Raw genomic sequence first — 22,036 nt, 5'->3', positions numbered from 1 at the left:
CTGCGGGGCGGGATCGGGAAAATCGGTTACGTCACGGTGCGCTGCGGCATAGCTTCGGTGGGTGGAGGTCCTACGCTTGCTGATGCTCGCCCTGGCGCTGGCCGCCGTGGTGCTCCTGCCCGTGCTGATCGCGCTCGTGGTCTGCGCGGACGAGGTGGTGGACCGCCTCATCTGCCGATCCGCCGAGTGGCGGCAGCGGCGGCGGGAGCGACGACTGATCGCCCGGCTGAACCAGGCGGTGGAGGCGGACCAGCACGACCTCGCCGCCCTGGACCGGGCCGACCGGCGTCCCCTGGAACAGGTCGCCGCCGACCTGCGCTGCCTGCGCCGGGAGCGGGGCGGTGGAGGCGGCCCGGCGACGGTGTGGCACAGCAGCGTGCTCGACGCCTACGACGACCGGCTCCGGCTGGCCTGCCGGGCGCTCGGCATCACCGAGCACCTGGCCGAGCTGGCCGGCGTCGACCGGCAGATCGAACGGGTCCGGGTCGAGGGCGAGCTGGACGCCGCCGGCCTGCGCCTGCCGGCGACCAGACCCGGGCAACACGAGCCACGTCCCTAGCCAGCGTCATCCTCCCTCGACTGCGATCCTGTTTCGGGTGCGACTCTTCACCGCCGTCTACCCACCGGCCGAAGCGATCGAGCACCTGACCGCCCAGGTGGCCGGGTTGCGGGTGGCCGCAGCCGCGACCGCCGGAACGAACGTCCGGCTGGTGGAACCGGCCCGCGCCCATCTCACGCTCGCCTTTCTCGGTGAGGTCGACCCCGCCCGGGTGGCCGCCGTGCGACAGGCTCTCGGGCTCGCCGTGGCCACGGCTCGGGACCGCCTCGCCGTGGCCACGGCTCGGGACCGCCTCGCCGTGGCCACGGCTCGGGACCGCCCCGCCGTGGCCACGGCTTGGGACCGCCCCGCCGTGCTGCGGCTGGGCGGCGGCGGCCGGTTCGGCTGGGGCCGCAGCACCGTGCTCTGGGTCGACGTACGCGGCGACGTCGATCGCCTGCTGGCGCTGGCCGGCGTCGTCCGTGCCGCCCTGGTCACGGTGGGGGTGGCCGGCGACGACCGGCCGTTCCGGCCGCACCTGACCATCGCCCGCCCCGGTGACCGGATGCCGCACGCCGACCTCGAAGCCGACCTCGCCACGCTCGACGGCTACCTCGGCCCGCCCTGGCCGGCCGGTGAGCTGGTGCTGGTGCAGAGCCGACCCGGGCCGCCGGCAAGCTATCACCGGCTCGCCGCCTGGCCGCTCTGACCCTGGTCAGCCGGCGGGTACGACCAGCCCGCTCTCGTACGCGGCCACCACCAGCTGGGCCCGGTCCCGGGCGTGCAGCTTGGTCAACAGCCGGCCGACGTGGGTCTTGACCGTGGCCATGCTCAGATACAACTGCTCGGCGATCTCCGTGTTGGAGAGGCCGCGTCCGATGAGGGTAAGCACCTCACGCTCGCGCTGGGTGATCAGATCGAGCGCCCCGGAGGGGGCCTGTCCCGGGTGGGGGCGGCGGGTGAACTCGGCGATGAGCCGCCGGGTCACGCTCGGGGCGAGCAGCGCCTCGCCGCCGGAGACCACCCGGATCGCGGCGACCAGGTCGGTCGGCGCGGTGTCCTTGAGCAGGAAGCCGCTCGCCCCGGCCCGCAACGCACCGTAGACGTACTCGTCCAGGTCGAACATGGTCAGGATGAGCACCCGGGTCGCGGCCGTCTCCGGCGACCCGCAGATGTGCCGGGTCGCCTCGATGCCGTCCATCCTGGGCATCCGGACGTCCATCAGTACGACGTCCGGGCGCTCCCGGCGGGCCAGCGCGACCGCCTCGGCGCCGGTGCCGGCCTCACCGACCGCGGTCAACCCCTCGGTGTGGTCGATCAACAGCCGGAAACTTGCCCGCAGCAGGGCCTGGTCGTCGGCGACCAGCACCCGTACCGGGGTCATCCGGTCCGCCCGAGCGGAAGGGTGGCCCGGACCGTCCAGCCGCCCGCGTCGTCCGGGCCAGCGCGGAAGTCGCCCCGGTAGAGGGCCACCCGCTCGCGCATGCCCACCAGGCCCTGGCCGGGTCGTGCCGGGTCCTGACCGGATCGTGCCGGTTCCGGTGCCGGACGCGGGCCGGGTCGTGCCGGGGCCGGGGAGCGTCGCACCGGTTGGTGGGTGGGCTGCCGGCCGTCGTCGCGTACCTCGACGCGTACCTCTGCCGGATCGAGCACCACGTCGACCCGGCAGCGCGCCGGACCCGCGTGCTTCACCACGTTGGTCAGGGACTCCTGCACGATCCGGAACACCGACAGCCCGACGCCCTCCGGCGGGGTACCCGTGCCGTGCACGGCCAACTCCACCGGCACCCCCGCCGACCGGGTCCGCTCCACCAGCTCCGGCAGGTCGGCCAGCCCCGGCACGGGTTCGAGCGCCGGCTCCGGACGTAGCGTGCCGAGCACCCGGCGCAGCTCGGCCAAGGCGCCGCGACTGGTGGACTCGATGACCTGCAGCGACTCCCGAGCCTGCTGCGGGCGCTGCTCGGCGACGTGATTGCCGATCGCCGCCTGCACCGCGATCAGGCCCATGCCGTGCGCGACGATGTCGTGCACCTCGCGGGCGATCCGCAGCCGCTCCTCCTGAACCGCCCGCTCGGTCACCCGCTCGGCGACCCGGCCGGCCCAGGCGCGGCGCTCCCGTACCGTCCAGCCGACCGCCCACGCGGCGCCGAGCACCAGCGCGACGAAGACCACGCCCATCCAGCCGTACGACTCGCCGTTTGCGAAGGGCGAGCCCGGGTCGAACGGCGACCGGGCCACCGACAGGACGGCGACCGTGGTCACCACGACACACCCGGCGAGGGCGGCAGCGGAGTGACGGGTCGGCTCGGTCACGGCGACCGAGTAGAGCACCGCCCCCAGCGCGACCAACGGTGCCGCCACCGCGTAATCCGGGATGATGCCGGTGGCGAGGGTGAACGTCACCACGACCAGTACCACGGCCGTGGCGGCCCACGGGTACCACCGGCGCAGCGCCACCGGTACGCCGAGAGCCAGCCCGGCCAGCGCCGACTGCCAGGGCGGCTCGTGCAGGCCGCCGGCCGGCGGGAGCGGGACCTCCAGCGCCGCGTACCAGCCGATCGCGGTGACCACAGCGGCCAGCAGCAGCTCGGCCAGGAAGAGGCCGCTGCGGCTGAGGTGGCGCAGCCACGGCGGCGGCGCGACGGTGGTCACGGCATCGACAGTAGTGTCCGCTCCACCGGCCCGCGTCCGACCAGGGTCGGACGTTCCCTGGTCGGACCGGCCCGCGTCCGACCCTGGTCGGACGTTCCCGGGTCGGACCGGGACCGCCGGATCAACCTCGGGTGGGACGTCGATCTGTCCATCCCGGCCGGACGCTTTCCGCGCCGGTCGCGACGATCGTGTCAGTCATGACGACAGCCACGGTTTCCCTCCGCGACCTGCGGATGGTGTACGGCACCGGCGCACGCCGGGTGCATGCTCTGGACGGGATCACGGTCGACTTCCCACCGGCCACCTTCACCGCGATCATGGGCCCCTCCGGCTCCGGCAAGTCGACCCTGCTGCACTGTGCGGCCGGGCTGGAGCAGCCCAGCGGGGGCCGGGTCACCATCGCCGGCATCGACCTGGGCAGCCTGGACGAGACGAGCCTGACCCGGCTGCGTCGGGACCGGATCGGCTTCGTGTTCCAGGAGTTCAACCTGGTCTCCGCGCTGAGCGCCGCACAGAACGTGGCCCTGCCCGCCCGACTGGCCGGCCGCCGCCCGAGCCCCGTGGAGATCACCGCCGCGCTCGCCGAGGTGGGTCTCGCCGACCGGGCCAGCCACCGGCCGAGCGAACTCTCCGGCGGCCAGCAGCAGCGGGTGGCGATCGCCCGCGCACTGTTCAACCGGCCCGCCGTACTCTTCGCCGACGAGCCGACCGGCGCACTGGACAGCCGGGCCTCCCGGCAGGTGCTCGACCTGCTCCGGCGGCTCGTGGACGAGCACGGGCAGACCGTCGTCATGGTCACCCACGACCCGTTGGCGGCGGCCGGCGCCGACGAGATCGTGGTGCTCGCCGACGGCCGGCTGGTCGACCGGCTCACCGGTGTGAGCGCCGAGTCGATCGTCGGGCGGCTGGCGGCGCTGGAGCCGACGTGCTGACCCGACGCCGCCGGGCGGCCGCCGGGCTGACGCTGCTGCGCCGGGCCACCCCCGTGCGGGCCGGAGGGCGTCGGGCCGCCTCCGGGCTGCGTCGGGCCGCCTCCGGGCTGACCCGGGAACGGCTCGGTGGCGTCGTGCCGGTGCTGCTCGGCACCGCGATCGTGGCGGCGAGTCTGCTGCTCTTCGCCTCCGGTACGCCGCGCGTGCCGGACCGCTTCGCCGACGCGGCGGTCGTGGTACGCGGCCCCGACCTGAGCACCCCGGCCATCCCGTTCGCCGAGCCCCGGCCGTGGTCCGCCGCCCAGACCGCCGACCTGGTCCGGCGACTGGCGCCGCTGGACGGGGTGACGGCGGTGGTGCCGGACCACACCTTCTACGCCCAGCCGGTACGCGACGGACACGCGGTCGGCGGGCTGACCGAGGGCCAGGGCTGGGCGAGCGCCGCGCTGGCGCCGTACCGGCTCGTCGCCGGTGCCCCGCCAGTGCACGAGCGTGAGGTCGTCGTGGACCGGGCACTGGGCGTACCGGTCGGGGGCGAACTCACCGTGCTCACCGCGACCGGACCGGCGAGCTGGACCGTCAGCGGCCTGGTCGACGCCATGGCGCTCTACGTCTCGGACGCCACCGCCCGCCGGCTGGCGCCCGGGGTACGCGCGATCGGCCTGCTCGGGAAGCCGGACGTCGACGCGGTGGGCGACGTGGTGGGTGCTGCCGGCACGGTGCTGGCCGGCGCGGAGCGGGGACTGCTCGAACCTCGGGCCGACGCCCGCACCCGGTGGATCGGCATGCAGGTACTCACCGGGGTGTCCGCGTTGGCCACCTTCGCCTGCGTCTTCGTGGTCGGTGCCACCTTCGCGTTCACGGTCAACCAACGACGGCGGGAACTCGGGCTGCTTCGCGCGGTCGGCGCGACGCCCAGCCAGATACGCCGGACGGTCTACCGGGAGGCGCTCATCGTCGGGGTGCCGGCGGCGTTGGGCGGCGTGCTGCTCGGGGCGGCGGTCGCCGTACCGGTCGGTGCCCTGCTTGTCGACGCCGGTTTCCAGCCGCCCGGCTTCGAGGTCAGGTGGCAGGCCTGGCCGCTGCTCGCGGGACTCGGAGTGGGTCCGCTGGTGGCGCTGCTCGGCGCGGGTGCCGCAGCCCGCCGCGCCGGCCGGGTCCGACCGCTGGAGGCCCTGCGTACCGCCGAGGTGGAGCAGCGGCCGATGAGCCGCACCCGTTGGGTCGCGGGATCGGCGGCGGTGGCCGCCACCGGGGTCGCCGGCCTGGCCGCGCTCGCCACCGACGACCTGGCCGACCTGGCGACGGCCGCGCTGCTCGGCACGATGGCCCTGGTCGCGGCGATGGCCCTGCTCGCGCCGGCGGTGGTACCGCTGCTGGTCCGGGTGCTCGGTCGGGTGCTGCCCGGCGTGCTCGGCGAGGTTGTCCGGGGCAGCGCCGGGGCGGCGACGCGCCGGACCGCCGCCACCGCCGCGCCGGTGCTGCTGACCGTCACCTTCGCGCTCTTCATCTTCGGCTACGTGCAGACCACCACCGGCGCGTACGCCGCCGCCCGGGAGGCGTCCGTCCGGGCCGGAGCGGTGCTGATGCCGGCCGGCACGCCGGGGCTGACCGACGCGGCGCTGGCCAGCGTGGCCGGTGCGGCGCTGCTGACCACCGAGGCGTACGCGGCCGACACGGTGCTCACCGCCGTCGGCACCGACGCGGCGCGGCTCGACTCGGTGGCGGCTCGGCTGTCGGTGCTCTCCGGCGCCCCCGCCGCCCTCACCGAACCGGACACGATGGCGATCACCCGCGCCACGGCGGACCGGTTCGGCTGGTCGACCGGGGAGATAGTGCCGGTGACCTTCGCCGACGGTGAGCCGGCCCGGCTGCGGGTGGTCGCGCTGGTCGCCGACGGCGGCTTCCCCGGTGACCTGCTGCTGGACCGCAGCCTGCTGCGGCAACGGGACCCGTCCGTGCTCGCCTCGGCGATGCTGCTGACCGGACCGCCGCCGCAGCAGACGCCACCCGGGGCGGAGGTGGTGGACGTCGCCACGTACGCGGCTCGCGCCGACGCAGAGGAGGATCGGCTGGTGTGGCTGGCGACGCTGCTCATGGTCGGCGTCTCCGCCGGGTACGGCGCGCTCGCGGTGGCCAGCACGCTGGCACTGGCCACCGTGACGCGGGGCCGGGATCTGCGGTTGCTGCGACTGGCTGGCGCGACCCGCCGTCAGGTGCTGCTCGCCGTGGCGGCCGAGTCGGCACTTGTGGTGGCGATCGGCGCGCTGCTCGGCGGGGTGGCGGCCCTGCTGGCACTGCTCGGCTCGCTCGGCGCACTGGCCGAGCAGGCCGGTGCGGACATCGACCTGGTCATGCCCTGGCCCGCTGCAACCGCAGTGGTGACCCTCTGCCTGACCCTGGCCGTCCTCGCCAGCACCCTCCCCGCCCTCTCCACCCTCCCCACTCTCTCCGCCCTGCCCGCCCTCCGCCCACGCCGCCCACCCCGTCGATCTTGCACTTCTGGTCGCTGAAATGTCAGCTGTCGGGGCTTTTGCCCGGACCGAAAGTGCAAGATCGACGGCGGATCAGGGAGGTGGGGCGGGTGGGTGGGTGGGTGGGTGGGGCGGGGTGGGGTGGGTGGGTTGGGGGATGTTAGGCGCGGGTGTTGGAGTTGTTGGTGGACTTGTTCAGGGCCTTGTCGATGTTGTCGGCGGGGCGGCCACTTGTGGTGCGGGCGCCCTCGGCCACCGAGGGGACCTTGCTGTTCGGGGTGACCTTGCCGCCGGGGGTGGTCGCCGGGGGAGTGGTGGAGGCGCTGTCGCCACCGGTCACCGTCGAGCTACCCGCTCCGGTCGCCGCGACCGACGCCTTGCTGCCGCTGGCCGGACCGGCCGTACGCACCTCGATGGTCTCCACCTCCTCGCGCATCGGCTCCAGCGACGCGGTCGTGTCGTACTCGCTCCACACCTGCTGCTCCCGGTAGCGCCGCAGGGCAATCGCGCCGGCCAACCCGGCCACCGTGCCCGCGGCGAGCAGACCGGCCATGGTGAGCCCGTTGCGGCGGGACTTCTTCTTCGTCCTCATCTTCTTCGCCTTCCTGGTGACCGCGGCCTGCTTGGCGGCGGCCTTCCCGACGACGGCCTTGCCGGCCGCCTCGATCCGCGCCTGGCGCACGGCCACGGCCAGCGGTGCGAGCGCGGCGGTCGTCGTCGCGAAACCGCTCGACGCCCGGTCCCGGACCACCACGGCGGCCGGCGCAACCGCACCCCGGGCCGCGTGGACCCGCGGGCCGACCGTCGCGCCGGCACCCTTCGCCGCATGCGTGGCGGCCAGTCGCAGGTGATCGATGCCACGGTTCAGTTCGGCCCGGGCCAGTTGCCCCTCAGTCTTGCGCCGCCCGATTCCAAACACGGTCCCACCTCCTGGGAGTAGCTCTGTCTCATCCTCCACCTTCGGATGCCTCCGCATGTCCAGATCGGGCACATGGGAGGATCCGCATGGAACTGACCAACGAGTGAGGAGTACCCGTGGCCGAGGCTGTCTACGCCACCCTGCACACCAACGCCGGCCCGATCCGGCTGGAGCTCTTCCCCAACCACGCACCGAAGACCGTCCGCAACTTCGTCGAGTTGGCCGAGGGCACCCGCGAGTACACCGACCCGCGGACCGGCCAGCCGGGCAGCGGCCCCTACTACAACGGCACCATCTCGCACCGGGTGATCAGCGGGTTCATGGTCCAGATGGGCGACCCGACCGGCACCGGTCGCGGCGGCCCGGGCTACACCTTCGCCGACGAGTTCCACCCCGAGCTGCGCTTCGACCGGCCGTACCTGCTGGCGATGGCGAACGCCGGGCCCGGCACCAACGGCTCGCAGTTCTTCATCACCGTCTCGCCGACGCCGCACCTGAACAACCGGCACACCATCTTCGGGCAGGTGGCCGACGAGCAGTCCGCGAAGGTCGTCGACACGATCGCCAACACCCCGACCGGCCCGAGCGACCGGCCGCTTCAGGACGTCGTCATCGAGCGCGTCGAGATCGAGCGCCAGTCCGCCTGACCCGCGCCGGAGCCCCTTCCGCCGGCCGGGCCTGGGCACGGCGGTCGGGGTACGGCGATGTCACCTGATCGGTGGCGCGAGGTACCTTTGCTCGCATGACTGAGCGCTCGGGCACCTGGGGCCAGCGGTGAGTGAATCCCCGGCGACCACCCCGGCCTGTTACCGCCACCCGGGCCGCGAGACGTACGTCCGATGCACCCGGTGCGACCGGTCGATCTGCCCGGACTGCATGCGCGAGGCATCGGTCGGGTTCCAGTGCCCGGAGTGCGTGGCAGAGGGACGCCGCAGCGTACGGCCGGCGCGTACCGCCTTCGGTGGCGGTACCGCCGGCCGGCACGGCTACGTGACCAAGGTCCTGATCGGCCTGAACCTCCTGGTGATGCTGGTTTCCATCGGCTCCGACCGGGGTGGCGACGCGGCGGCCGGCGGCACCGGCTTCGGTGGCCTGATGGGTGGCAGCACCCCGCTCACCGAGTGGGGCGCGGTGCTCGGCCGGGCGATGTTCCCCGACGGTCACATCGGCGGAGTCGCCGAGGGCGAGTGGTACCGGCTGATCACCGCCATGTTCCTGCACTACGGCGTGCTGCACCTGCTGCTCAACATGTGGGCGCTCTGGGTGCTCGGGCGGTCGCTGGAGGCGGTGCTCGGTCCGCTGCGCTTCGCCGCGCTCTACTTCATCGCCGGCTTCGGCGGCAACGTCGCGGTGTACGTCTTCAGCGCGCCCAACCAGATGTCGGCCGGTGCATCCACCGCGATCTTCGGTCTCTTCGCGGCGATATTCGTGATCATGCGACGGCTGGGCCGGGACACCTCGGCCATCCTGCCGATCCTGGTGATCAACTTGATCTTCACCTTCACCGTGCCGCAGATCTCGATCGCCGGACACCTGGGCGGTCTGGTGTTCGGCGCGCTGATGGCCCTGGTGCTGGCCTACGCTCCCCGCTCGCACCGCACGCTGGTGCAGGCCGTCGGTGGCGGGCTGATCCTGGTGGCGCTGCTCGGGCTGGTCCTGATCCGGACCGCCGCGCTGCTTTAGCGCTGACCGGACCGCCGCGCTGCTTTGGCGCTGACCGGACCGCCGCGCTGCTCCAGCAGGATCAACCAGCGTGCGGCGGTCGGGCGGCGCGGAGCGCGTCGGCGACCTCGGCGGGGTCGGCGTCGAGGTCGAGCCGGCTGAACAGGTGCAGCGAGTCGCCGGCATCGATCTCAAGCGCCGGCCCGGTGAGTCCGCGCCCGGAGCGACGGTCCGTCCGGATCGTCTCCACAGCTGACCAGGGCAGGTGCCGGCGACCCAGCCAGCCGGCCGGCACGGTGATGCCGTCGGCGGCCACCGCCAGCCGCACCGGCGCGATCAGGTCCCGGGCCGCCCAGCCGGCCAGCAGCGCACCGGCCAGCCCGCCGAGCACCGGTCGGAGCAGGTCGCCCTCGGCGAGCAGGAATCCCAGCGCGAGCAGACCGGCCGCCCCGGCCAGCTTTACCACCGGTAGGGCCGGGGGCACCCGCCACTGTCTCGGCACCGTCTCGAAGGACATGCCGACCAGCATGCCAGCGGCGTGGCGGAGCAGGCATGCCAGCGGCGACCGGATCATGCATACCAGCGGCGAACGGGGCATGTGCTGCGGCGGCGTGGTCGGCCGTGGTGCCGGGCGTGCGCGTAGGATCGGAGACAGCCAAGTTACCGGGGAGTAAATATGAGTGACGCGGTCATCGTCGGTGCGGTGCGTACCCCGGTCGGGCGGCGCAAGGGCAGCCTGGCCACGGTGCACCCGGTGGATCTGTCCGCGCATGTGCTGCGCGCCCTCGCTGAACGTACCGGCATCGATCCGGTCCAGGTCGACGACGTGGTGTGGGGCTGCGTCTCCCAGGTCGGCGAGCAGTCGTGGAACGTCGCCCGCAACGCCGTGCTGGCCGCGGGTTGGCCCGAGTCGGTGCCCGGCACGACCGTGGACCGGCAGTGCGGCTCCAGCCAGCAGGCCCTGCACTTCGCCGCCGCGAGCGTGCTCTCCGGCCAGGCCGATCTGGTCGTCGCCGGTGGCGTGGAGTCGATGACCCGGGTCCCGATGGGCTCCAGTGTGGCCGGTGGGCAGCCGTTCAGCGAGCAGATCCTGGCCCGCTACCGGGGCGTGGATGGCGTCGCCGAGGACTCGTCGCTGCCGTTCAACCAGGGCGTCGGTGCGGAGCTGATCGCCCAGCGCTGGCGGCTCTCCCGTAGCCAGCTCGACGAGTTCGCCCTGGCCAGCCACGTCAAGGCCGCCGCCGCCCAGGACGCGGGGGCGTTCGAGGGCGAGCTGGCCCCGGTCGTGCTCGCCGACGGCGGCAAGTTCGCCGCGGACGAGGGCATCCGCCGGGACACCTCGCTGGAGAAGCTGGGAGAACTCGCCACCCCGTTCCGCCCCGACGGCGTGGTCACCGCCGGTTCCGCCTCGCAGATCTCCGACGGCGCCGCCGCGCTCGCGGTCACCACGAGCGAGTGGGCCGGCCGGCACGGTCTGCGACCGCTGGCCCGGATCCACACCGCCGTGGTCGCCGCCGACGATCCGGTCGCCATGCTCACCGCGCCCATCCCGGCCACCGCGAAGGCGCTGCGCCGCGCGGGGCTGGGCATCGAGGAGATCGGGGTGTACGAGGTGAACGAGGCGTTCGCCCCGGTGCCGCTGGCCTGGTTGGCGGAGACCGAGGCGGACCCGGAGCGACTCAACCCGCGGGGCGGCGCGATCGCCCTCGGGCATCCGCTCGGCGGATCCGGTGCCCGGATCATGACCACGATGCTCGCCCACATGCGCGACAACGGCATCCGGTACGGCCTGCAGAGCATGTGCGAGGGCGGCGGGATGGCCAACGCGACAATCGTCGAACTGCTCTGATTCCGCAGTGCGCTAACCCGGGCGGGTGCGTCGCGTAAACGCGGCGGCGCACCCGCTGCCGGCGGCGTGGAATTTGCAGAAAGCAGGTGCGGGAGGCATGTCACCCAACGAGCATCGTCGTTGGACAGGGCATGGACGTCTTCTCCCGAACGTTCCTTCCGGCCGCCACCGAGGCCGGGCTTGCGGTGCAGACCGCGAGCCGGCACATGCCGGTTTTCCGGCGTTGCGTGGGCTCCGGCGAAGCCACCATTCTCGTCACCAGGTGCAGCCGGCCCGACCGCCCGATGTCCGGGGACTATCTCCTGCTGCTCACCCACCGGCGGCTGGTGGTCACCCGGCAGACCCGGATCCTGCACCGGCTGCGACTGCACCTCAACACCGACCTGCGCGAGCTGAGCCACGTCACCTGGAGTCCCGATCCCCGGCTGCAATCGGTCGAGCTGGCGGCCACCGCCATCGACGGCATCCGGGAGCGGTTCCTGATCCGCACCCAGCACCCGAAGCGGGTGTGGCAGCTCGACGCGTTGCTCAACCACGCCTTCCGCACCCGGGTACGCAGCACCCGGCCCCGGCTCCTCGCCACCGTCTCCGAGTCGCCCACCCGCACCCGATCCACCCCGTTCCAGCCCGCCGTGGCCAGCTGACCGAGGGGCGGGCCCCGAAGCTGCCGCTGAATCCTTACCAAACCCGAACAGCGCCCGACGCAGCCACACCGCCCTGATCGGCAATCATGACCCGGTGACCGTCGACAACCCGCGACGTGGGCTGGTGCTGGTGGTGGAGGATGAGCCGAGCATCGCCGACCTGGTCCGGCTCTATCTGAGCCGGGACGGTTTCGGCGTACACGTCGAACATGATGGCGCGGCCGGGCTGGCGGCGGCCCGCCGGCTGCGCCCGGTGGCGTGTGTGCTCGACATCGCGTTACCGGGCCTGCCCGGCACCGAGGTCTGTCGGCGGCTGCGGGCGGCCGGCGACTGGACTCCGGTCATCTTCCTCACCGCCCGGGACGACGAGGTGGACCGGATCGTCGGCCTTGAACTGGGTGCCGACGACTACGTCACCAAACCGTTCAGCCCGCGCGAACTCGTCGCCCGGGTCCGGGCCGTGTTGCGGCGCACCGCCGGACCGGCGGATCCGGCGGGGCAACCTGTGGTGTCGGGCCGGGTCACCCTCGACCCCGGCCGCCGGTCGGTCACCGTCGATGGTGCGCCGGTGCAGTTGACCTCGACCGAGTTCGACCTGCTGGCGTACCTGATGAGTCGGCCGGGGCGGGTCTTCACCCGGGAGGAACTGCTGGCCGGGGTGTGGGGGTACGCGGCGCACGCCGGTACCCGCACGGTTGACGTGCACGTGGCGCAGGTCCGGGCCAAGCTCGGCGGGGCGAGTGTGATCCGTACCCACCGGGGCGTCGGGTACGCCGCCGATGGCTGACCGTCCGGTGCGTACGCTGACCGCCCGCGCGGTGCTGGTTACCTGCGCGGTCGCCCTGGTGTCGGTGCTGGTCACAGCGGTGGTGGCGGTGCCGCTTGCGGTCCGGTCCGCCGAGCGTCGCGACCAGCAGGCGCTCGCCACGCAGGCGCAGCTCGCCGCCGACCTGCTGCGGGCCCGGCCCGGCCGGATCCGGGATCTGACCGGTGGCCGCCTGGTCCGCCAGTTCGGCAATCAGGGCATCACCATCTACCTCGTCTCCGACGGCGTCGTCGACCGGCCGGGGCTGCCGGCCCAACTGGTCACCAGGGTGGCCAACGGGCGGGACGTCTCCGGGCGGCGGATGGTCGCCGGGCAGCGGGCGCTCGTCGAGGGGCGGGCCCTGCCCGGCGGCGACGGCGTGATCCTGACCAGGTCGGCCGGGGCGGGGGTGTGGCGTCAGGTGCTGCGCGGTCTCTGGCTGCCGCTGCTGGCCGGGCTGGCCGCCGGGGCGGTGGCCGGGGCGCTGCTCGCCCAGCGCCTGGCCCGACCCATCCGGCGGGCGGCCACCGCCGCCGCCCGGTTGCGTGCCGGCGACCGGACCGTCCGGGTGCCGGTCGAGTCGCCCGCCGAGGTGGCCGACCTGGCGTACGCGCTCAACGGCCTGGCCACGGCGCTGGCGACCAGCGAGGACCGGCAGCGGGAGTTCCTGCTCTCCGTCTCGCACGAACTGCGTACTCCGTTGACCGCCATCCGGGGTTACGCCGAGGCGCTCGCCGACGGGGTGGTCGCGCCGGAGTCGGCCGCCGACACCGGCCGAACCATGCTGGCCGAGGCGGAACACCTGGACCGGCTGGTCGCCGATCTGCTGGCGCTGGCCCGGCTGGAGGCGGTCGACTTCCCGCTGGAACCGGTGCCGGTCGACCTGTCCCGGTTGGCCGCCGACGCCGCCCGGACCTGGGCCGACCGGTGCGCCAGGGCCGGGTTGCCGTTCCGGAGCGAGGTACCCGATCGGCCGGTGCCGGCGTACACGGATCCGGGGCGGATCCGGCAGGTGATGGACGGGTTGCTGGAGAACGCGCTGCGGGTCGTACCGCCGGGTGCGCCGGTGGTGCTGGCGGTCCGGCCGGCGGGCGGCGACCCGGCCTCCGGTGGGGTCTTCGAGATCCGCGACGGCGGGCCCGGCCTGACCGACGACGACGTGGCGGTGGCCTTCGAACGTGGTGCGTTGCACCGGCGCTACCAGGGGGTGCGCAAGGTCGGCAGCGGGCTCGGGTTGGCGCTCGCCGCCGGCCTGGTCCGGCGCCTCGGCGGGGAGATCGTCGCCGGGCACGCCCCGGAGGGTGGGGCCGCCTTTACCGTCCGGCTGCCGCCGGATCCTTACCTGACCCGAACGTCGGCCTGACCGACCGCTCATCCGGCTCAGCGACGCTGACGGGACCACGGACGAGAGGACGAGACATGACACGCAGGGGATCCGTCACCGCCGCGCTGCTCGTGGCGGTCGCGCTGGGCGCCACCGGCTGCGGTGCGGCCCAGACCGGCCGGGACGCCGCGCCGGAGGCCGGCGTCGAGGTGGTAGCGGCGATGGGTGCCGAGGGCCAAGCGCTCGCCGCCCTCGGGCTGGACCCCGCCGAGTTGGAGCCGGACCCCACGGCCGCAGACTCCACGGCCGCCGACCCCACGGCCGCCGGGTCTTCGGCCGCCGACGCGCCGGAGGCGAGCGGTGGAAAGAGCCGGCCGGAGCGGGCCGAGGAGTGGCGCAAGCGCCGCACGGCCCGGGTGCTGCTGCGCGACAACCGGCTGCACGGCGAGGCCGTGGTGCGGACCAGGGACGGCGGTACGAAGACGGTGGTGGTGCAGCGCGGCGAGGTGACCGCAGTCGACGGCGACACCATGACCGTCAGGTCGGCCGACGGCTTCACCCAGACCTGGACCTTCGCCGACGACCTGCGGGTGGTCGAGCGGCGCCGGACGATCCGCTCCACCGACATCAGGATCGGTACGAAGCTCGGCGTGGCCGGCGCCAGGACCGGCGAAACCTCGACCGCCCGCCTGGTCGTCGTCCCCCTCAAGCAGGACTGACATCGACATCAGCGGTACGCGGGTGGGGCCTGCCGCTGCCCCACCCGCTGGTAGACGCGGGATCCGATGAAGTCGTCGTAGCCGTACCCAGGGGTTGGGCGTACGAGCGGGGAATGTGTTCCCGCCCCGCCCGCCTCGTGCGGCCCGGTCAGCGCTCGGCGGGCAGGGCGTAGCCGACGTGGTCGCGGAACTCGAACCGCCAGCCGGGCGGCACGAGATCCGCGCAGAGCTTGCGGCTGTTCACGCAGACGATCGCGTCCAGCGACGCCGGATCGGCCGGCGGCCGGTCGTCCAGCACCGACTGGAGCGCCATCAACTCGGGCGGCCGGCCGTCGGCATCGCGCAGCAGCAACCACCAGGGATACTCCCAGTCGTCGTTGCGCTGCGACAGGCCGATCCGGCGGGCGTCGGTGGCCCGTACCGCCTCGGCGGCCCAGCGGTACTCCTCCGCCCACTGGGGACGCCGCAGGAAGCGCTGCTCCCACTCGCCCGTGGTGAAGACCGAGCCAGCGCCGACCAGCCGGCGCGGGAAGCCGTACGACACCGCCAGCACGCCGGCCAGCGCGCAGGTGGCCAGCACCGTCACCGCGAGCGTCGCGGCGATCGGCCGCCGACCACGCCCCGCCCCGCTGCCGGTGACGGTGCGGCGGGAGCGGCGGAAGAGGGCGTCGAGCCAGAGGCCGGCCAACGGCACCGAGGCCGCCAGGGCGTAGAGCACCAGCCGGTTGCCCCACGGCTGCCACTTGATCATCGCCGTGTGCAGCCCCACCGCAAACACCATGACCAGCGCGTACGCCCGCAACGTCCCGGCCGTGCCGGGACTGATCCGGGCCGGCCGGAACAGCGCCGCCCCGGCGCCGATCAGCGCCAACACCCCGGCCAGCGGGAAGGCCACCCGGTCCTCGTCGGGGTACCAGGACGGCACCGGGAAGATCTCCTGACCGAAGGTGGTGGCGCGGTCCTGCGGATCGACCCCGATCAGGTCGGCCAGGCCGACGATCGCGTCGGCGGTGGCGTTGCGCAGCGGTGCCAGCGGGGTGTCCAGCGCGGTGTGCCCGATGCGTAGCGCGTTCACCAGCACCGACGGCGGGTCGTACCGCTCCATCGGGACCGACTCGCGCAGCCGGTCCGGCCCGAGCGGGTGGCTGAACTCCGCGTACACCCGGCCCAGGAACGGGCCGACCACCAGGGCGGCCACGATCATGATCAACGTCGAGGCGCCGACCGTACCGGCGAACCCGCCGACCGGGGCCCGGCGGCGCGCGGCCGGCCGATCCGCGTACGCCAGGCGCAGCTGGCCCAACCCCCAGAGCACCAGCAGCGGACCCACCGCGAGCAACCCGCTGGTCTTGGTCAGCGCGGTCAACCCGGTGGCCGCGCCGAGGGCGAGCAGCTCGCCCAGGCCGGCCCGCCGGCGCAGCCCGTCCAGGGCGAGGGTCGCCGCGCACGCGACCCAGGCGGCGCAGACCAGGTCGGTCTGGGTGCTGGTCGCCTGAAGGGTCACCATCGGCGTGGTGGCCAGTACGAACGCGGTGAGCAGCTGAGCCCGTCGGCTGCCGCCGAGCTGGGCCGTCACCCGGGCCACCGCCAGCAGGCAGCCCACCCCACCGGCCCACTGGACCAGGTTGTACAGCGCGTCGCCGCCAGTGAACAGGCGCAGATGCAGCAGCAGGTACTCCGCGCCCGGCGGGATGGTCACCTGCCGGTGGATCGCGGTGGCCCAGAAGGACAGGTCACCCTGAGCCACCCAACGCTCCACCTTCGGCAGGTGGTACGTCTGCGAGTCGAAGTTGTTCGGCGCGGCCAGCAGGGCGATCAGCAACTCGACCAGGAGCAGCCCGCCGATCGTGCCGGCGAGCAGCCGTTCGCCCCGGCTCGCCGTACGCCAGAAGCCGCTGATCGTGCCTCGCCAGCCGGCGGCGGACCCACCCGCGTCGCTGCTCGGAGCCGGAGCCGGAGCCGGGCCGTCGGCCCCGGCACCCGGCGCACCGATTCCGCCGCCGGTCGGAGTGCCCGTGGTCGGGTCGGTCGTCGTCCCGGGGGCCACCGACAGCGGTGTGCCGGCCGGGGCGGCGAGCAGAGCGTGCGGCGACCGGGTCGCCGCACGTACGACCTCGGACGCCGCTGCTCCGGCGGCATCGCGCCCGGCGGTCGAGCCAGCCACGGCATCGCGCCCGGCGGTCGAGCCAGCCACGGCATCGCGCCCGGCGGTCGAGCCAGCGACGGCCCCGGGCCGGGTCGCCGCGTCCAGCCGGCGCCGCCAGCCGACCGCCACCGCGCAACCCGCCACGAAGAGCAGCCAGGCCACGCCGAACGCGACAGGTGTCAGCAGCCGCAGCACGCCCAGCACCTCGACGGTGAGCACCGCGAAGACGCCGGTGGCCAGCGCCGCCCTGAGCACCGCCAGCCGCCGGGGCGCCACGGTGTCCGCGACCCGTGGCCGTAACGCCATGGTGAGCAGTACGACGGTGGCGAGGGGGGCGAGGACGAGCAGGAAGCCGGCGACCGACATGGCCGGAAGTAAACACCATCAGCCTGGATGCCCGACTACGGATCTCCAATGACGGTCGGCAGCGTCCGGCCGGGCTGCCAGGCTAGGCTATGGCCGATACGCCGCCGCCCTCGTGGAGAATCCCGTGAAGCTGTCGATCCTCATGCCGGTCTACAACGAGGAAGAACGCATCGCGGACGCCCTGAAGCAGGCGTTGGCGGTCGAATATCCGTGCGAGATCGAGCTTGTGGTGGTCGATGACGGCAGCCGTGACGGCACCGCCGAGGTCCTCGGTCGGGTCGACGACGCCCGGTTGCGCGTGATCACCCATCAGCGCAACGCGGGCAAGGGCGCAGCCATCAAGACGGCGGTCGCCAACGCCGACGGTGAATACATGGTCATCCTCGACGCCGACCTGGAGTACGACCCGCAGGACATTCCCACGCTGCTCGCCCCGGTGCTCGACGGGCGGGCCACGGTGGTCTACGGCAACCGCACCTTCGGCAGCCACAGCGCCTACAGCTTCTGGTACGTGATGGGCAACAAGGGCGTCACCATGGCGGCCAACGTGCTGTTCAACTCCTACATCGGCGACCTGGAGACCTGCTTCAAGCTGATGCCGGTCGAGCTGTACCGCTCGCTGGATGTCCGCTCCCGCGGCTTCGGCATGGAGGCCGAGGTGACCGGCAAGCTCCTGCGCCGCCGGATCCGCCCGTTCGAGGTGCCGATCAGCTACCGGGCCCGGGGCCGCGAGGAAGGAAAGAAGATCACCTGGCGGGACGGCGTCGAGGCGCTCTGGATCCTCGGCCGCGAACGCGCCCGCCGCCGCCCCGCCCGCACTCAGCCGTAGCCCGCTGGCCCAGCGCCGGGGTGCCCGCTGGCCCAGCGCCGGGGTGCCCGCTGGCCCAGCGCCGGGGGCGCCCGCTGGCCCAGCCTGGGGTGTGTCCGCGCTAGACCAGCGCCGGGGCGAGAAAGTCGGTAAGCGAGCGGCGCAGCCCGGTCGCGTCCAGCCCGTGCCAGCGGTCGTGATCCTCGGCCGAGCCGTAACGGCGTAGCTCCTCCCGTCCCACCCCGAGCGCGAGCAGCCGATGCAGCCGGTCCGCCAGCGCTGCCGTGACCACCCGGGCCGAGGTGCCGGCCAGGTAGGGCTCGACCAGAATCACCGCGCTGCCGGCCAGGGCACGCAGGCCGGTGGTGTCGAACGGGCGCGGCCGATGGGTGTACGCCACCGTCACCGGTAGGTCCGCCGCCGCCGCGAGCGCCGCGTCCAGCACCGGGCCGACCGCGACCAGCAGCGGCGCGCCCGCCCCCGCGTCCCGCACCACCACCAGGTCGCCGTCGCCGCCGTACGGGCGCGCGTTGCGCTGCGTCGACAACCGCAGGTACGCCGAGGAATCACCGCCCACGGTGGTACGCAGCAGGTCGGGCAACTCGGCCGGGTGCCCCGGCACGTGCACCGTCCAGCCGGAGAGCGTGTCGAAGAGCGCGACGTCGGCCGGGCTGAGGTGGGTCCGGCCAGCCGCCGCCCGGTCGTACGAGGCACCCACGCTGACCAGCACCGCGCTGGCCGCCTGGTGGTCGAGGTCAAGCTTGATCTGCTCGTACGCCCGCTCGACGAGGAACGGCGCATAGCTGTGCACGATCGGCCGGAGCCCGGTCAGCGCCAGCCCACCCGCGACGCCGAGCATCAACTGTTCCCGGATGCCTACGTTGATCACCCGGTCCGGGTGCCGTCGGGCGGCCGGCGCGAACGCGTCGGCGGAGATGTCCGCGAGCACCAGCGCGGTACGCGGATCCTCGGCCAGCAGCGTCGTGGTGGTCTCGATGAAACTCTCTCGCATGGCTACTCCTTGCTGTCCACGACCGCGACGACGGCGTGCGGCCGGTGTCCGTGATGTCCGGTGAGCGCGGCGTGCAGCGCGTCGTGGTCCCGCCCGTCGACCGTGGCGGCGGTCCACCCGTTTACCGTGAACCGGCTCGCCACCCCGCCCGGCCAGCCGTGCGTGGCGGAGGAGTTGTCCACCACGATCGCGGTCAGGTTCGCTAGGCCGGCTGCGCCCGCGTACGCGATCGCCTCGTGGTTGGAGCCCTCGTCCAGCTCGGCGTCGCCGACCAGGACGTACACCTGCGGGTCGAGCAGGCCCTGGGCGCGCAACCCGAGCGCGGTACCGACGGCCAGGCCGAGGCCGTGCCCGAGCGAGCCGGAGCCGATCTCCACCCCCGGCACCAGCGTGCGGTCCGGGTGGTCGCCGAGCCGGCTCTCCGGCCCGCCCTGGTCGTCCAGCCAGTCGGGCGGTACGAAGCCCTTCGCGGCCAGCACCGCGTAGTAGCCGGCTACCGCGTGCCCCTTGGAGAGCAGGAACCGGTCCCGGTCGGGATCATCGACGGTCGCGGGGCTGACCCGGAGAATCCGGTCGTAGAGCACCCAGAGGACGTCGAGGGTCGAGTAGACGTTCGAGCCGAACTCCCGGCCGGCCCGGATCCGCTCCAACAGCGGCCCGACCGGATGCCGCCCGCCGGCGTCTCGCCCAGTCGCTTCGTGTCGTCCGTTGTCGTGTCGTCCGTTGTCGGGGCGCCCGGTGTCGTGTCGTCCGGTGTCGTGTCGTCCGGTGTCGGGGCGCCCGGTGTCGTGTCGCCTGGTGTCGTGTCGCCTGGTGTCGGGGCGCCCGTTGAGCGGTGCGGCGGCCTCGGCGATCCGGGGCGTGCTGGTGGCGAGTGAGGTCATGCGGATAGCCTGCAAGTTGAAGCGAGGTTCAACTCAAGGCAAAGTGATGCAGGAAGCTCTCACCATCGGTCAACTCGCCGCCCGCAGCGGGGTGGCGCCCTCCGCGCTGCGCTACTACGAGCGACTGGGGCTGATCCGCGCCGACCGCACCGGCGGCAACCAGCGCCGCTACCACCGTGGCGAACTGCGCCGGGTGGCCTTCATCCGGATCGCGCAGCAGGTAGGTGTGTCGCTGGAGGAGATCCGGTCCGCGCTGGACTCACTGCCCGCCGCGCGTACGCCCACCGCCGAGGACTGGACGCGGATCTCCACGGTCTGGCGGGAACGGCTGACCGAGAAGATCAGGCTGCTGAACCGGCTCCGGGACGACCTGGACGGCTGTATCGGTTGCGGTTGCCTGTCGCTGCGCCGCTGCTCCCTCTACAACCCCGAGGACCAACTCTCCGACGAAGGCCCCGGCCCCCGCCTCACCCTCCCCCGCTGACCCCCGCTGACCCCCTCAGGCCCCTTTTGCCCCCCTCCTGCCCCCTTTTGCCCGCGTTGATCATGAAGTTATTGCCCGCCCCGCCCGGCGTGTCGTGACAATAACTTCATGATCAACGGGGGGTGGGTCGGGGCAGGGTGAGGAGGACCTTGCCGAGGTGGTCGTTCGACTCGACCAGGTGGTGGGCGGCGGGGGCCTCGGTGATGGGGAAGTGGCGGTCGATGATCGGGCGGATCCGGGCCGCCTCGATCAGGGGCCAGATTTGGTCGCGTACACCTTGGACGATTGCGGCCTTCTGGTCCAGTGGGCGGGAGCGGAGTGCGGTGGCGGCCACCGTGCCACGCTTGGCCAGCAGCGCGCCGAGGTCCAGTTCACCCTTGCGGCCGCCCTGCATGCCGATGACCACGAGCCGCCCGTCGGCGGCCAGGGCGGCGACGTTACGGCCCAGGTACGACGCGCCCATGATGTCGAGGACCACGTCCGCGCCCCGCCCGTCGGTGAGCTTGCGGACCTCCTCGACGAAGTCCTGCTCCCGATAATCGATCACCTGATCGGCGCCCAGGGCGCGCAGCCGGTCATGCTTCACCGGCCGGGCGGTCGCCACCACGGTCGCGCCCAGCGCCTTGCCCAGTTGGATCGCGAAGGTACCGATCCCGCTGCCACCACCGTGCACAAGCAGCGTCTCGCCGGCCACCAGCCGACCCACACCGACCACATTGGACCAGACCGTGCACGCCACCTCGGGCAGCGCGGCGGCGTCGACCAGCTCCACCCCGGCCGGCACCGGCAGCAACTGCCCGGCGGGCACGGCCACCCGCTCGGCGTACCCGCCGCCGGCCAGCAGCGCGCAGACCTGGTCACCCACCCGCCAGTCGGTCACCTCTGGACCGGTCGCGCTCACCACCCCAGAACATTCCAATCCCGGGTACGCGGGCGCGCCCGGCGGCGGCGGATAGTGCCCCTGCCGTTGCAGCAGGTCGGCCCGGTTGACCGCAGTGGCCCATACGTCGACCAGCACCTCATTCGGCCCCGGCTCCGGGTCGGGCACCTCGCTCCAGCTCAGCACGTCGGGTCCGCCAGGCTCCGGGATCGTGATCGCACGCATAGGCCCAGTCATACCCGATCAAGCTGCCGTACCACGTACCATTCCCGGCGCCACGCAGGGTGAGTGATCATGGCCGATCGGGTAGCCCTCGCCCCGTCCCCGCTCTGGCGGGCATGGCAGACTAGGCACGGCCGCGCGGTGCGCGGCCCCGGGAGGGTTCGCCTAGTGGCCGATGGCGCTGGTCTTGAAAACCGGTAAGGCAGCGATGTCTTCGTGGGTTCGAATCCCACACCCTCCGCTTTGAATCCCAGATACAGGTCAAACCTCCGGCTCCCGGGGACGGCGACCACGCAGCACACCCGCACGGGACGTCGGCTTTTGCGCGAGTTGCGGCGACGCGCTTCTTCGGCGGCTGGAGCGGGCACGGTTTGCGGTATCTCGGCCCTTCCTGTCGGCGGGAACACCCGAGATGCCGCAACTCGCGACATGCTGCGGGTCAGATAGGCGGGTGGGCCGCCACGAAGCTGCCCTTTCCCTGATGGGTCTCGATCCAGCCCCGGTCGTCCAGCGCCCACAGCGCCCGCTTGATTGGCGTGTCGGACGCGCCGTACTGCTCACACAGTTTCGCGATGCTCGGCAGCTTGTCGCCCGGCTTCAACGCGCCGGTGCGGATCGATGCGGTGATGTCATCGATGACCTGCTGGTAGACGGGCTTTCGGGGCATGTCAGGTCCCTCTCGTCGGCCCCTACAGCCTTGCATCAGGTGCGACTCA

Annotated in this window: 22 protein-coding genes and 1 tRNA gene; 14 read left to right on the top strand and 9 right to left on the bottom strand. The window is 73.2% G+C overall.

The window, feature by feature from the left end:
* Window positions 1-61: 61 nt before the first annotated feature.
* A complete protein-coding gene (locus tag AC507J_RS00595) occupies window positions 62-559 on the top strand; it encodes a hypothetical protein (RefSeq protein WP_496287041.1) in 498 nt (165 codons plus the stop codon).
* Between the two features lie 37 nt (window positions 560-596).
* Window positions 597-1,247, top strand: a complete 651-nt coding sequence (locus tag AC507J_RS00590) for a 2'-5' RNA ligase family protein (RefSeq protein WP_496287039.1) — start codon at window positions 597-599, stop codon at window positions 1,245-1,247.
* Window positions 1,248-1,253: 6 nt separating this feature from the next.
* Here AC507J_RS00590 and AC507J_RS00585 read toward each other — a convergent pair whose 3' ends face one another.
* Both AC507J_RS00585 and AC507J_RS00580 read right to left on the bottom strand, forming a co-directional pair.
* Window positions 1,254-1,922, bottom strand: a complete 669-nt coding sequence (locus AC507J_RS00585) for a response regulator (protein WP_496287038.1) — start codon at window positions 1,920-1,922, stop codon at window positions 1,254-1,256.
* The gene (locus AC507J_RS00580; protein WP_496287037.1) at window positions 1,919-3,190 is read right to left on the bottom strand and encodes a sensor histidine kinase; all 1,272 of its coding nucleotides are present in this window, start codon (window positions 3,188-3,190) and stop codon (window positions 1,919-1,921) included. The genes AC507J_RS00585 and AC507J_RS00580 overlap by 4 nt, the downstream gene beginning before the upstream one ends.
* A gap of 197 nt (window positions 3,191-3,387) precedes the next feature.
* Here AC507J_RS00580 and AC507J_RS00575 point away from each other — a divergent pair, with 197 nt between their 5' ends.
* Window positions 3,388-4,122, top strand: a complete 735-nt coding sequence (locus AC507J_RS00575) for an ABC transporter ATP-binding protein (protein ID WP_496287036.1) — start codon at window positions 3,388-3,390, stop codon at window positions 4,120-4,122.
* Window positions 4,116-6,635, top strand: a complete 2,520-nt coding sequence (locus AC507J_RS00570; RefSeq protein ID WP_496287035.1) for an ABC transporter permease — start codon at window positions 4,116-4,118, stop codon at window positions 6,633-6,635. Before AC507J_RS00575 ends, AC507J_RS00570 begins: the two co-directional genes overlap by 7 nt.
* A gap of 121 nt (window positions 6,636-6,756) precedes the next feature.
* On the opposite strand, the gene AC507J_RS00565 is transcribed toward AC507J_RS00570, so the two are convergent.
* Window positions 6,757-7,572: a hypothetical protein gene (locus AC507J_RS00565; protein WP_496287033.1), complete on the bottom strand. Its 816-nt coding sequence runs from the start codon at window positions 7,570-7,572 to the stop codon at window positions 6,757-6,759.
* 59 nt (window positions 7,573-7,631) lie between these two features.
* On the opposite strand from AC507J_RS00565, the gene AC507J_RS00560 reads away from it, so the two are divergent.
* The gene (locus AC507J_RS00560) at window positions 7,632-8,162 is read left to right on the top strand and encodes a peptidylprolyl isomerase (protein WP_496287032.1); all 531 of its coding nucleotides are present in this window, start codon (window positions 7,632-7,634) and stop codon (window positions 8,160-8,162) included.
* 127 nt (window positions 8,163-8,289) lie between these two features.
* Window positions 8,290-9,198, top strand: a complete 909-nt coding sequence (locus AC507J_RS00555) for a rhomboid family intramembrane serine protease (protein WP_496287031.1) — start codon at window positions 8,290-8,292, stop codon at window positions 9,196-9,198.
* A gap of 61 nt (window positions 9,199-9,259) precedes the next feature.
* Here AC507J_RS00555 and AC507J_RS00550 read toward each other — a convergent pair whose 3' ends face one another.
* Window positions 9,260-9,694: a PH domain-containing protein gene (locus tag AC507J_RS00550; RefSeq protein ID WP_496287030.1), complete on the bottom strand. Its 435-nt coding sequence runs from the start codon at window positions 9,692-9,694 to the stop codon at window positions 9,260-9,262.
* Between the two features lie 159 nt (window positions 9,695-9,853).
* On the opposite strand from AC507J_RS00550, the gene AC507J_RS00545 reads away from it, so the two are divergent.
* The 5 genes from AC507J_RS00545 to AC507J_RS00525 all read left to right on the top strand — a co-directional run bounded on the left by AC507J_RS00545 (window position 9,854) and on the right by AC507J_RS00525 (window position 14,518).
* Window positions 9,854-11,026 carry a thiolase family protein gene (locus tag AC507J_RS00545; RefSeq protein ID WP_496287029.1) on the top strand — a complete coding sequence of 391 codons (1,173 nt, stop codon included), beginning with the start codon at window positions 9,854-9,856 and terminating at the stop codon, window positions 11,024-11,026.
* Window positions 11,027-11,157: 131 nt separating this feature from the next.
* Window positions 11,158-11,670: a hypothetical protein gene (locus AC507J_RS00540; protein WP_496287028.1), complete on the top strand. Its 513-nt coding sequence runs from the start codon at window positions 11,158-11,160 to the stop codon at window positions 11,668-11,670.
* Window positions 11,671-11,764: 94 nt separating this feature from the next.
* Window positions 11,765-12,457: a response regulator transcription factor gene (locus AC507J_RS00535; RefSeq protein WP_496287027.1), complete on the top strand. Its 693-nt coding sequence runs from the start codon at window positions 11,765-11,767 to the stop codon at window positions 12,455-12,457.
* A complete protein-coding gene (locus AC507J_RS00530; RefSeq protein WP_496287025.1) occupies window positions 12,450-13,838 on the top strand; it encodes a sensor histidine kinase in 1,389 nt (462 codons plus the stop codon). The genes AC507J_RS00535 and AC507J_RS00530 overlap by 8 nt, the downstream gene beginning before the upstream one ends.
* A gap of 56 nt (window positions 13,839-13,894) precedes the next feature.
* On the top strand, window positions 13,895-14,518 hold the full coding sequence (locus AC507J_RS00525) for a hypothetical protein (protein ID WP_496287024.1): 624 nt from the start codon (window positions 13,895-13,897) through the stop codon (window positions 14,516-14,518).
* 148 nt (window positions 14,519-14,666) lie between these two features.
* Here the strand turns inward: AC507J_RS00525 and AC507J_RS00520 are convergent, their stop codons facing one another.
* The gene (locus AC507J_RS00520; RefSeq protein ID WP_496287023.1) at window positions 14,667-17,030 is read right to left on the bottom strand and encodes a glycosyltransferase family protein; all 2,364 of its coding nucleotides are present in this window, start codon (window positions 17,028-17,030) and stop codon (window positions 14,667-14,669) included.
* Window positions 17,031-17,154: 124 nt separating this feature from the next.
* On the opposite strand from AC507J_RS00520, the gene AC507J_RS00515 reads away from it, so the two are divergent.
* Window positions 17,155-17,859: a glycosyltransferase family 2 protein gene (locus AC507J_RS00515; RefSeq protein ID WP_496287022.1), complete on the top strand. Its 705-nt coding sequence runs from the start codon at window positions 17,155-17,157 to the stop codon at window positions 17,857-17,859.
* A gap of 100 nt (window positions 17,860-17,959) precedes the next feature.
* On the opposite strand, the gene AC507J_RS00510 is transcribed toward AC507J_RS00515, so the two are convergent.
* Both AC507J_RS00510 and AC507J_RS00505 read right to left on the bottom strand, forming a co-directional pair.
* On the bottom strand, window positions 17,960-18,850 hold the full coding sequence (locus tag AC507J_RS00510) for a transketolase family protein (protein ID WP_496287021.1): 891 nt from the start codon (window positions 18,848-18,850) through the stop codon (window positions 17,960-17,962).
* A 2-nt stretch (window positions 18,851-18,852) separates the two neighbouring features.
* Window positions 18,853-19,503, bottom strand: a complete 651-nt coding sequence (locus AC507J_RS00505) for a thiamine pyrophosphate-binding protein (RefSeq protein ID WP_496287355.1) — start codon at window positions 19,501-19,503, stop codon at window positions 18,853-18,855.
* Window positions 19,504-19,780: 277 nt separating this feature from the next.
* Here AC507J_RS00505 and soxR point away from each other — a divergent pair, with 277 nt between their 5' ends.
* Entirely contained in the window at window positions 19,781-20,218 is a 438-nt protein-coding gene (gene soxR / locus AC507J_RS00500; protein WP_496287020.1) for a redox-sensitive transcriptional activator SoxR, read from the top strand.
* A gap of 112 nt (window positions 20,219-20,330) precedes the next feature.
* Here the strand turns inward: soxR and AC507J_RS00495 are convergent, their stop codons facing one another.
* Window positions 20,331-21,323, bottom strand: a complete 993-nt coding sequence (locus AC507J_RS00495) for an NAD(P)H-quinone oxidoreductase (RefSeq protein ID WP_496287019.1) — start codon at window positions 21,321-21,323, stop codon at window positions 20,331-20,333.
* Window positions 21,324-21,474: 151 nt separating this feature from the next.
* On the opposite strand from AC507J_RS00495, the gene AC507J_RS00490 reads away from it, so the two are divergent.
* A tRNA-Ser gene (locus AC507J_RS00490) sits at window positions 21,475-21,561 on the top strand.
* Between the two features lie 198 nt (window positions 21,562-21,759).
* On the opposite strand, the gene AC507J_RS00485 is transcribed toward AC507J_RS00490, so the two are convergent.
* Window positions 21,760-21,987 (bottom strand): winged helix-turn-helix domain-containing protein, encoded by a 228-nt coding sequence (locus AC507J_RS00485; protein WP_496287018.1) that lies wholly within the window; start codon window positions 21,985-21,987, stop codon window positions 21,760-21,762.
* Window positions 21,988-22,036: the final 49 nt, after the last annotated feature.

Source organism: Micromonospora sp. PRAS1, assembly GCF_059553435.1.
The sequence above is the reverse complement of the archived record's forward strand: the minus strand, read 5'-3'. Positions and strand labels throughout refer to the sequence as shown.